Source organism: Paenimyroides baculatum (genome assembly GCF_008629655.1).
GTDB classification, from domain to species: domain Bacteria; phylum Bacteroidota; class Bacteroidia; order Flavobacteriales; family Flavobacteriaceae; genus Flavobacterium; species Flavobacterium baculatum.
Map to the genome: position 1 here is coordinate 125,020 of NZ_VWSG01000008.1, position 12,386 is coordinate 137,405.

Here is a 12,386-nt window from a genome sequence, read left to right on the forward strand (position 1 = left end):
TTTATTGTTTAACAACTATCTTAACCGTTTCCTGTCTGCCTTCAATCTGCAGAACCAGCATATAGATCCCTTCCGAAATACCTGCAGGAAGCTTTACAGATGATACGTTCTCGTTTAATTTCACAGATTGTAAAAGTTTGCCCGATGTGGTATAAAGTGAAGCAGTTGCTCCTTTGAATGCCGACGCCGGATAATCAAATACCACCTCTAACTGCTCGTTTACACGTACCGGATTAGGATAAACATTAATTTTAAAATTATTTGTTCTTGTTATTTCAGAAGCACAGGTATGTATAACATCCCCATTTTCGGTTGTAAGAATTGCACTGTATAAAGCGTTTTCATCTAATACATCCTGCTTTGAATTCCCTGCAGAATAAACCTGCTCTGTACCAATTAACACATCGTTTCTGTACCATTCATATTTTACAAAACGATACCCACCGTTTGTCTGCGGATTATTATTAATTAATAACGTATTGTCAAATTTCTGCACTACGATATCGTCAAATGCAAACGGACGTTCTACGATGATCTGGTATCTTTGAACACTTGTTCCATCTTCTGAAACCACTTCTACTGTATTTCTGTACACACCTGGTTTTGGAATACCGATAACAAAATCACGCGCAGGTGAAACTGTTGCTCCGTATTCTGCATCAATTTGTACTGGTACTTCGTTAGTTGTGTCATTACAGTCCATCATATAGTAGATTACCGCATCCGGATCTGTATAAACAACACCGTTAATAACAATCTCTTGAACAGAAGCATCTTTGCTTTCAATAATCAGCCTACGTTCCACAGAAACCGCCGGAAGGTAGTTGCTGTTCCCTTGCTGCTGAGCTGTTATTAAAACAGAACCTGAATGAATTATTTCTACCCATCCTTGAGGAGATACCGTTGCAGCAGGTGTAGATTGATCATACGTATATGTATAAGTCACAGGAAGCCCTGAAGAAGCTACTGCGCTTAATTGAAAATTCTCTGCCTCTTCTAACTGAACTACTTCCAATTCATCAAACACAATGGTTTGCATTGCTTTTTCAATAACAAGTTCTGCTGTAAGCGTTACCGCTTCACAGTTTACTGCAGATGCAGGCGGGATAACAACAGCAGTAACCGTATAGGCGCCTGCATTTACCGCACCGTTAGCTTCTTCGGCCTGCGGTGTAATGTTATACGATACAGCCGCGCCTGCAGGTAGGTTATCTACCATTAATTTGTGAATAGTACCGTCATAAACTGTTGTAAGGTCATTTAGCAAGATATCAGCTAAAGGTGATTCTTCTACGATTACGGTCTGCTGCTGTACAAATGTATTTCCATTACCGTCATTATAGGTCCAATTAACTGTATAAGTACCTTGTTGTGTATAAGCCAATGCATCTGTTGTAGTTGCAGTTAAAGTTCCCGAACAATTATCTACAGCAGTTGGTACAGGAATATCTGTTGCAATTACAGCACATTCTCTTGTAATCGTTGGTAAGCTTGCCACTACTGGTACAGGTTTTGTAATATCATCAACAATTATTGTTTGTTGCTGTGTAGCCGTGTTACCATTACCGTCGTTGTATGTCCAATTAACCGTATAAGTACCCTGTTGTGTGTAAACCAATGCATCTGTAGTAGTTGCAGTTAAGGTTCCCGAACAATTATCCACAGCCGTTGGTACCGGAATATCTGTCGCAATTACAGCACATTCTCTTGTAATCGTTGGTAAACTTGCTACCACTGGTACAGGTTTTGTAACATCTGTGGTAGTATCTACAAAAATTTGTTTTGACAATGTACAGCCGTTTGAATCTGTTATAAGTACCTCATAAGTACCTTGTGCTAAATTAATTATTTCAGCAGAATTACCACCAATATTCCAACTGTAGCTGTACGGTGCTACACCTCCGCTTACTTCTACAGACGCCTTTCCGTCGCTTCGTCCAGGGCAACTTACTTTAGTTGAATTCATTATCCCTACCAATACAGCTGGTTGCGTTACTGTCACTGTTCTTGTAATGGTACATGCATTTGCATCTGTTACCGTTACTGTGTATGTTCCTGCAACTAATCCTGTAGCTGTTGCCGCAGTTCCGCCGCTTGGTGACCATGAATAAGTGTATGGAGCAGTTCCTCCCGTTACAACAATACTTGCTGTTCCGTTAGTTCCGCCGTTACATGCCACGTTCGTTTGAGAAGTTGTTGCACTCATTGCTGTTGGCTGAGTGATTGTAAAGGTTCTTGTAATGGTACATGCATTTGCATCTGTTACCGTTACTGTGTACGTTCCTGCTGCCAATCCTGTAGCTGTTGCCGCAGTTCCGCCGCTTGGTGACCATGAATAAGTGTATGGAGCAGTTCCTCCCGTTACAACAATACTTGCTGTTCCGTTAGTTCCGCCGTTACATGCCACGTTCGTTTGAGAAGTGGTTGCGCTCATTGCCGTAGGTTGCGTTACAGTAATTGTTTTTGTAATGGTACATGCATTTGCATCTGTTACCGTTACTGTGTACGTTCCTGCTGCCAATCCTGAAGCTGTTGCCGCAGTTCCGCCGCTTGGTGACCATGAGTAGGTATAAGGTGCTGTTCCTCCAGTTACAACAATACTTGCTGTTCCGTTAGTTCCGCCGTTACATGAAATATTCGTTTGAGAAGTTGTTGCACTCATTGCTGTTGGCTGAGTTACGGTAGCACTTACATTTCTTGTACATCCGTTAGCGTCAGTAATCGTTACCGTGTACGTTCCAGCAGCTAAGCCTGTACGGTCTTCTGTGGTGATTCCACCTCCCCAGTTGAAAGTATAAGGTGCTGCTCCTCCTGTTGGAGTTAAGTTAATAGCTCCGGTAGAACCTCCGTTACATGCAATGTTCGTAACTACTGTTGTTCCTGAAATTGCTGTAGGTTGAGTTATTGTTACTGTTCTTGTAATGGTACATGCATTCGCATCTGTTACCGTTACGGTATAAGTTCCTGCTGCCAATCCTGTAGCTGTTTCCGCAGTTCCGCCGCTTGGTGACCATGAATAAGTGTATGGAGCAGTTCCGCCCGTTACAACAATACTTGCTGTTCCGTTAGTTCCGCCGTTACATGCCACGTTCGTTTGAGAAGTGGTTGCGCTCATTGCCGTAGGTTGCGTTACAGTAATTGTTCTTGTAATGGTACATGCATTTGCATCTGTTACCGTTACTGTGTACGTTCCTGCTGCCAATCCTGTAGCTGTTGCCGCAGTTCCGCCGCTTGGTGACCATGAATAAGTGTATGGAGCAGTTCCTCCCGTTACAACAATACTTGCTGTTCCGTTAGTTCCGCCGTTACATGCCACGTTCGTTTGAGAAGTGGTTGCGCTCATTGCCGTAGGTTGCGTTACAGTAATTGTTCTTGTACTGGTACATGCATTTGCATCTGTTACTGTTACTGTGTACGTTCCTGCTGCCAATCCTGTAGCTGTTGCCGCAGTTCCACCGCTTGGTGACCATGAATAAGTGTAAGGTGCTGTTCCTCCCGTTACAACAATACTTGCTGTTCCGTTAGTTCCGCCGTTACATGCCACGTTCGTTTGAGAAGTGGTTGCACTCATTGCTGTTGGCTGAGTGATCGTTGCACTTACTGTTCCCGTACATCCGTTACCATCAGTAATCGTTACCGTGTAAGTCCCAGCTGATAATTCTGTACGATCCTCTGTGGTGATTCCTCCTCCCCAGTTGAAAGTATAAGGTGCTGTTCCTCCTGTTGGAGTTAAATTAATAGCTCCTGTTGAACCTCCGTTACATGCAATGTTCGTAACTACTGTTGTTCCTGAAATTGCTGTAGGTTGAGTTATTGTTACCGTTCTTGTAATGGTACATAAGTTAGCATCCGTTACCGTTACGGTATAAGTTCCTGCAACTAATCCTGTAGCTGTTGCCGCAGTTCCACCGCTCGGTGACCATGAGTAAGTATAAGGTGCTGTTCCTCCCGTTACAACAATACTTGCTGTTCCGTTAGTTCCTCCGTTACATGCCACGTTCGTTTGAGAAGTTGTGGCACTCATCGCTGTTGGCTGAGTTACTGTCGCACTTACTGTTCCTGTACATCCGTTTGCATCAGTAATTGTTACTGTGTAAGTTCCTGCAGCTAAACCTGTACGGTCTTCTGTAGTGATTCCTCCTCCCCAGTTGAAAGTATAAGGTGCTGTTCCTCCGGTTGGAGTTAAGTTAATAGCTCCTGTAGAATCTCCGTTACATGCAATGTTTGTAACAACCGTTGTTCCTGAAACTGCTGATGCAGGTTGAGTAATTGTTACTGTTCTTGTAATTGTACATGCATTAGCATCTGTCACTGTTACCGTGTAAGTTCCTGCGGCTAATCCTGAAGCTGTTGCTGCAGTTCCACCGCTCGGTGACCATGAATAAGTGTAAGGTGCTGTTCCGCCCGTTACAACAATATTTGCTGTTCCGTTAGATCCTCCGTTACATGAAATGTTTGTTTGAGAAGTTGTTGCACTTATTGCTGTTGGCTGAGTGATTGTTACCGTTCTCGTAATTGTACATGCATTAGCATCCGTTACTGTTACTGTATAAGCTCCTGCTGATAATCCTGTTGCTGTTGCTGCTGTTCCACCGCTCGGTGACCATGAATAAGTGTAAGGTGCTGTTCCTCCCGTTACAACAATACTTGCTGTTCCGTTAGATCCTCCGTTACATGAAATGTTTGTTTGAGAAGTTGTTGCACTCATTGCTGTTGGCTGAGTGATTGTTACCGTTCTCGTAATTGTACATGCATTAGCATCCGTTACAGTTACTGTGTAAGTTCCTGCTGATAATCCTGAAGCTGTTGCTGCTGTTCCACCGCTCGGTGACCATGAATAAGTGTAAGGTGCTGTTCCTCCCGTTACAACAATACTTGCTGTTCCGTTAGATCCTCCGTTACATGAAATGTTTGTTTGAGAAGTTGTTGCACTCATTGCTGTTGGCTGAGTGATTGTTACCGTTCTCGTAATTGTACATGCATTAGCATCCGTTACAGTTACTGTATAAGTTCCTGCTGCCAATCCTGTAGCTGTTGCTGCAGTTCCACCGCTCGGTGACCATGAATAAGTATAAGGTGCTGTTCCTCCCGTTACAACAACACTTGCTGTTCCGTTAGTTCCTCCGTTACATGAAATGTTTGTTTGAGAAGTTGTTGCACTCATTGCTGTTGGCTGAGTGATGGTAGCACTTATTGTTTTGGTACATCCGTTTGCATCAGTAATGGTTACTGTGTAAGTTCCTGCTGCTAAACCTGTACGATCTTCTGTGGTGATTCCTCCTCCCCAGTTGAAAGTATAAGGAGCTGCTCCTCCTGTTGGTGTTAAATTAATAGCTCCTGTAGAACCTCCGTTACATGCAATATTTGTAACTACTGTTGTTCCTGAGATTGCTGTAGGTTGAGTGATTGTTACTGTTCTTGTGATTGTACATGCATTGGCATCCGTTACTGTTACTGTATAAGTTCCTGCGGCTAAGCCTGAAGCTGTTGCTGCAGTTCCTCCTGTTGGAGACCATGAGTATGTATAAGGTGCTGTTCCTCCCGTTACAACAATACTTGCTGTTCCGTTAGTTCCTCCGTTACATGAAATATTCGTTTGAGAAGTCGTTGCACTCATTGCTGTTGGCTGAGTTACAGTAGCACTTACTGTTCCTGTACATCCGTTAGCATCAGTAATGGTTACTGTATAAGTTCCTGCTGCTAATCCTGTACGATCTTCTGTGGTGATTCCTCCTCCCCAGTTGAAAGTATAAGGCGCTGCTCCACCTGTTGGTGTTAAGTTAATAGCTCCTGTTGAACCTCCGTTACATGCAATATTTGTAACTACTGTTGTTCCTGAAATTGCTGTAGGTTGAGTAATTGTTACTGTTCTTGTGATTGTACATGTATTGGCATCTGTTACAGTTACTGTATACGCTCCTGCTGCCAAACCTGTTGCTGTTGCTGCAGTTCCACCGCTCGGAGACCATGAATAAGTATAAGGTGCTGTTCCTCCCGTTACAACAATACTTGCTGTTCCGTTAGTTCCTCCGTTACATGAAATATTTGTTTGAGAAGTTGTTGCACTCATTGCTGTTGGCTGAGTTACAGTAGCACTTACTGTTCCCGTACATCCGTTAGCATCAGTAATGGTTACTGTGTAAGTTCCAGCTGCTAAGCCTGTACGATCTTCTGTAGTGATTCCACCTCCCCAGTTGAAAGTATAGGGCGCTGCTCCACCTGTTGGTGTTAAGTTAATAGCTCCGGTTGAACCTCCGTTACATGCAATGTTCGTAACTACTGTTGTTCCTGAAATTGCTGTAGGTTGAGTTATTGTTACTGTTCTTGTAATGGTACATAAGTTAGCATCCGTTACCGTTACGGTATAAGTTCCTGCAACTAATCCTGTAGCTGTTGCTGCAGTTCCGCCGCTTGGAGACCATGAATAAGTGTACGGAGCAGTTCCTCCCGTTACAACAATACTTGCTGTTCCGTTCGTTCCTCCGTTACATGCCACATTCGTTTGAGAAGTGGTTGCACTCATTGCTGTTGGCTGAGTGATCGTTGCACTTACTGTTCCCGTACATCCGTTTGCATCAGTAATCGTTACCGTATATGTTCCAGCTGCTAAGCCTGTACGGTCTTCTGTGGTAATTCCTCCTCCCCAGTTGAAAGTATAAGGTGCTGCTCCTCCTGTTGGAGTTAAGTTAATAGCTCCGGTAGAAACTCCGTTACACGCAATGTTCGTAACTACTGTTGTTCCTGAAATTGCTGTAGGTTGAGTAATGGTAGCAGTTGCTGTAGTAGAACATCCAAGATTATCAGTAACTGTTACTGTATAAACTCCGACACCTAATCCTGTAGCTGTTGCCGCAGTTCCACCAGAAGGAGACCAAGAATAACTATACGGCGGAAATCCTCCTGATGCAGTAACTGTAGCAGTACCATTGTTGCCTCCATTACATGACACATTTGTTTTAGTTGTAGTCGCAGAAAGAGATGAAACCGTTAATGTTGCACTATTTGAAGTTGTCGAACCTGAAGAATTAGTTGCAACACAACGATATTGATATCCGCTCATCGTTCCCGTAGCCCCAGTTATCGTAAGTGTAGTTGTTGTAACTCCCGAAAACGGTGCCCCATTAGCTAAAGCAATAAAACCACTACCTGTATTTTGGTACCATTGATAAGAAGTGGCACCTGTTGCAGTAATAGAAAACGTTGTATTTCCGCCAGAACAGATTGTTCTATTTGGTGGATTTCCTGTAATTACCGGCTTACTACCGATAAATTGACACCCTGAGTATGCCGATGTACCTGCAGAAGCTGAAAGTGACCAGTAAGCCATATTCATTACCGCCAAACGTACTGAACCTGCTGTTGTAGTTGGTGTATCTGTACAGTTAAAATTTCCTGATTGAGCAACAGTATTTCCTGATTGCGCCCCTGTATAAAATGCACTTGTACCTCCAACAAGTCCGGGAGGCATTAATGATGAATTGGGACCTGTTGGAACTCCAACATTCCATCCTGCTGTTGTAGTGGTACCTCCTGGATAATACAAATAATTGATTCCTGCAATACAGTAAGCGCCGCCCGCTGTAATAACTCCGTTTCCTCCCTGAAATGCAATAATCTGATCCCCAGTATTGGCTAATGAAAGACCATTGAGAGATGAACCATCAGTAAGAGTAACAGTACCATTTGTGGTTGACGTGCTGGTTACCGGATTATAAGTAGAAGCTACAAGTCCTACTATGTGTACTTCTGTTCCCATGGGAATTGCCGTACTACTTACCCAGGTAATGCCAGATTCTGATCCTCCGGCAGCTTGCCATGCTCCAGAGCCGTGATACCCTCTATCGGTAAAGCTAATAGTTGTTCCAGCCGAAATATTTGTAAGCAGAACAAAAGAAAACTTGTCTCCCACTCCTGCTAAAGGAGAAGAGTCATAGCTTGTGAAAGCTATATCTCCTGCTGCGAGCGTTGTTTGCGCTACCGTGCTTTGCCGTACAAACATAGTACAGAAAAACACCATAAATAACAGTAATTGTTTTTTCATAAAAAAGTTATAAATTTTAATATATTCCCAATCTTGAGTTTTTATAGAAGTACTTTGACTTACTATTAACAAATTTTAGTTGAAGCGTATTTATTTTTTCATAGGTCCCTTTTTAGTTAAGATATTATTTAGCAATTGTTATACTGAAAGTCGAAAAAATTTCCCATACAAACCCAGTAACATGTTTATGCTACAAATGTGGAAATTTTGATAACGTTAACAAAGGATATATAAGGTAGTTTAAGTGTAGTATGTTAAAATATTTACTACCCGCATGGGTAGCAAAAACACAAAATGTTAAGTATCAAACACTTAATAAAATACTCATAAACCGTGATCTATTTTTAATCCTTTCTCAATAAAAAAAATGTTTTATTGATAATAATTCAAATAAATAGGTATTTTTGCTTAAAATAACATTTTATGAAAAAAATTATTACGCTTTTGCTGTTGTTTTCTACACTTTCCATCTTTGGAAGTACTATTTCTTTAAAAAAATTAAATCAGGAAATAGAACTTTCAAAAAATTTAGGAAATCACGAGGCATGTATCAAATTAGTATGTAATTTTTTAGCACAGCCAAATATAACTTCGGCAGAAAAATATGAAGCCTACGTATTAAAATCGGCTATATATAGAAGACTATATAAATACGAACATGCACTGCATTTTCTTGACCTGGCTCTTAAAGAAGGTATTAAAGGAGATAACAGGGCTACTGCAGAACAGGAAATAAAGGCTGAAAGGTCATTTATCTACTTCGATAAGCAGGCATTCGATATGTCCGAAAAACTTACAACCGAATTGGAGGCAACAGGCTACAGAAACCTTGAGCCAAAATACCTTTTATTTCTTTATACTCAGAAAGGGTATTTTCTATTAAAGAGAAAAGAGTATGCTGCGTCAGAAAAAATTCTAAACAAGGCATTCAATTTAAGTAAAAGACATTTTCCTAAAGAGTTGCCTATTATATTCGGAAAACAAATAGAACTATATCATCACACAGGAAATGTAGAGAAAAGGGATTTAACATACAAAGCCGGAATTCAGTCTGCAAGACAGGCACACAACATCAAATACGAATTCTATTTAGAGGAAGTAATGAAAAACGTATTCAGTAGCAGTAAAGACTATAAGAATGCCTTTTTTCACCAGCAAAAATGTGATTCACTATTTTCTCTTTACAATTCCAATATAAACAGCAGTAAAGTGGAGCTCTTGGAACAGCAGTTGAAAACACAGGAATATAGTTATAGCTCGCAAAAAAAGCACTATATGCTGCTAACTATTGCTGTATTTGCACTGCTTTTATTATTACTTCTTTTTATAACCTATAAACTTTATAAAAATACCAAGCTTAAGAACAAGTTTATAACAGAGGAAAATGAGAGAATACAGAACGAGATAAAATACCACCTGCAAATTTCAGAACAAACACAATCTTCAAATAAAAACAAGCTAGATGGGTTTCATTTTACCGAACGCCAGCTGCAGATCATCGACTTACTAAAGAAAGGCAAAAGCAATAAGGAAATAGCAGCAGAGCTTTTTATTTCCGACAATACGGTTAAATACCATCTAAAAATTATTTATAACGTCCTAAACATAAAACAGCGTAATGAGCTTTTAATTATGTATGCGTAATATTGAGTTTCCTTATCGTTAGATTATAAATCGTCAAAAAAATAATCCTGAAATTTTTCGTGCAATTTTTGCTGATACGCTTATTAAAAACAAGTAAGCCACGCGTTGTATATGCCTGTGCATTTAGTGAGTGTTGCCAACCAAACTCACCCTACGGGTGTACAATCACCCTCATAATTGTATTTTTATTACATAATAAGTTCAATTCCCGCCTTATTAGCCTTGTATTTTATTTTCGTCATCAGGTTGTAATAGCTCCAGTTCCTTAACACAAATTCCTCTGTTTTTGCAACCTCCATCTTTTCCTGTTGGTCAGCCAGAATCAATGTCCCCGCCTTATGTTCCACACATAAATCTATTAACCTTTTACTGTATACGTGCAAACGGTTGTTCACGTAGTTGCTTTCTGCTTTTTTAAGTTTTTCTGTTGCCTTTAATTTTCTTCTGGTTCCTTTGTCCGATCTGCAATATTGGGCACCTACACGTAAACGTTCAAGAGATGCCTGTATGGCAAGCCTTCTATAAAGAAATTCTTCCTGCGTACCAATAGTATAGCGTGCCCTACCTATTTTAACAATTAGCGGATATTCAAACGACATGGAAGCTTCTGCAATGATTTCCGGTTTAAGTGTGGGCTCTTCCTTCTTTATTTCAAATACAGGCAGCCAGAATACCTTACCGTCATTTATTTTTATATGTGACGAACACATTTTTATTTCGCCGCTTATCACCTGTTGCAACACCTTGGTTTTTTCTGTCCTACCCTTCCCCAGATAGATTCGGAAAGGTATTGAGAACAGCCTGAAATAGAATGTCCTTTTCTCTTCGTTATAACAAAATCCGCCAATACCTTCTAAACCAAAAGGAAATGCCATCGTTTTCTTGAAGTTTTTTATCGATCGCTCCCCTTTACAGTAGGCTTCACTTTCTTTTCTAAAAGACGATATTATGGAATTGTTTAAACAAGACAGTATATTCATAGGCATTTCTCCCTTGAAGCGGTCTGATAAGGCACGGTATGTAGTGTTGATACGCGACCGTGTAAGCATTCCAGCCTCGTGTTTCTTTTCATCTGCCAGTTTATATTGTACCCCCTCGGTCAGGTAAAAGAATTCCTTAAGCATTTCCTGCACATAAAGGTGCGATACAATAAGGTTTGCCGCCCGGTAGCATCTGTTGCGCCACCTGTACAGTTTGTCCATTGCCTCTTTCCGTTCTGCATACGTAGGCAGGTCTACTACGATACGGAACTTATGTGTCAGTTTCATTGTTGTCTTTTCCATAATATCTGGGTATTATAATAACTCTTTCATATTTTGCTGTCTAAATTTATAGGCTGCCATAAACTCAGCGTGTACTTCCTTTTGCGAAAGGTTGAGTTCTTGGGCGATGGCTGCAAACGAAAATTTCTTTTCGCAGCGCAGCATTAATACCTGTGACTGCCTTTCACTTATGGTTTGCGGTACTGTTTCAACCATGCCGGTATCTTTCTTCTCAAGTACCTTACGCCGGTCAACAATAACTTTTATATCCTCAATCGCCCGTTTTACCTCGTTAACGGTTTCCATGATACCCTTTCCCATCACCTGAGCAATGGCTTTGTATCGAAAACCGTATTTTAAACAAAGGTTGATCAGATGTCGTCTTTCCGGTCTAATCAGCGGTAACACCGTATTGAGATGATCAAAAAACTGTTGATCTTCTTCCTGACCCTTCAGATCTTGAACTGCATCAGCAGGATCGTAACCAGTTACAGAGTTCTCATAATTTTCATAACTCTCGAACGAGTGAACATTGGTCTTAAAAAACTTGTTCCTTGGTTTTGCATGGTGGGCATAGCAATTTCTTTTCATCACAAACTTCAGGAAAAACAGTATATGTAACGGGTCTTTTATTGTTTCCCTACACTCCCACAACTTCAAAAAAGTATCCTGTACCAAGTTTTCCACGACAAAATCATCGTCAATCCACCGTCTTCCCACCCAAAAAATAAGCCTTCTGTATTGGGCATGTATTTTTTCTAAAGCAGCAGGGTCGCTGTTTTTTAATAATTCAAAATTTCTTTCTGGCATAATGGGGTGATTTTAATTATACTCTTTTTTTAGTCGAACTAGGTTTCGGTCTCTTACTCTTCTCTTATAATTTGAAAGGTTCCTTTCATAATTTATATTGTTCATTTTTGTCTTGACACAAAAACGAACCAAAAAGGTCAAGACTCTATAAAAAGCCTACTCTTCTTATTTTTAAACTAAACAAAATAATACTCGCTACGCTCCCCGATCATCTTACGCTCTCTTCGTCGGTTAAACTATCTCTTTTTCACTAATGGCGCTTTAATCCTCCTTATTAGTATATTCTGTTTTCAATCAAAAATTAAATGCAACTATTTACTAAAATCTAAAACTGAGCATTCACAACGCAGTGAGCGTCGATTCGATGAAAATAGTGCAAAATCAAATACTGCTTGAGCTTTGAAAAGCGAAATCGCAGATTCATGAATACAATATCATAAGATCATAAAGAATGAATAGTTTATTTGATTTAACTATTAAATCGTTAATAGACAATTCAGCTTTCAATCAAAACTCAGATATTGAACAAACTCGTATTTTAAAACCGACATTATTTTTTCAGCGAGTGTCAAATAGGCGAAATTTCCGTGAAAAGAAATGCTGTTTGAGCGCAGCGAAATCGCAGATTC

General features: G+C 40.4%; 4 protein-coding genes. 1 reads left to right on the plus strand and 3 read right to left on the minus strand.

The window, feature by feature from the left end:
- Window position 1: 1 nt before the first annotated feature.
- On the minus strand, window positions 2-8,041 hold the full coding sequence (locus F0460_RS11560; protein ID WP_150013380.1) for a T9SS type A sorting domain-containing protein: 8,040 nt from the start codon (window positions 8,039-8,041) through the stop codon (window positions 2-4).
- A 423-nt stretch (window positions 8,042-8,464) separates the two neighbouring features.
- On the opposite strand from F0460_RS11560, the gene F0460_RS11565 reads away from it, so the two are divergent.
- Window positions 8,465-9,685, plus strand: coding sequence for a response regulator transcription factor (locus F0460_RS11565; RefSeq protein ID WP_150013382.1), 1,221 nt, complete (start codon window positions 8,465-8,467; stop codon window positions 9,683-9,685).
- Window positions 9,686-9,873: 188 nt separating this feature from the next.
- Here F0460_RS11565 and F0460_RS11570 read toward each other — a convergent pair whose 3' ends face one another.
- Window positions 9,874-10,968 (minus strand): IS200/IS605 family element transposase accessory protein TnpB, encoded by a 1,095-nt coding sequence (locus F0460_RS11570; RefSeq protein WP_150013384.1) that lies wholly within the window; start codon window positions 10,966-10,968, stop codon window positions 9,874-9,876.
- Window positions 10,969-10,980: 12 nt separating this feature from the next.
- Window positions 10,981-11,757 (minus strand): RNA polymerase sigma factor, encoded by a 777-nt coding sequence (locus F0460_RS11575; RefSeq protein ID WP_150013386.1) that lies wholly within the window; start codon window positions 11,755-11,757, stop codon window positions 10,981-10,983.
- Between the last annotated feature and the right edge of the window lie 629 nt (window positions 11,758-12,386).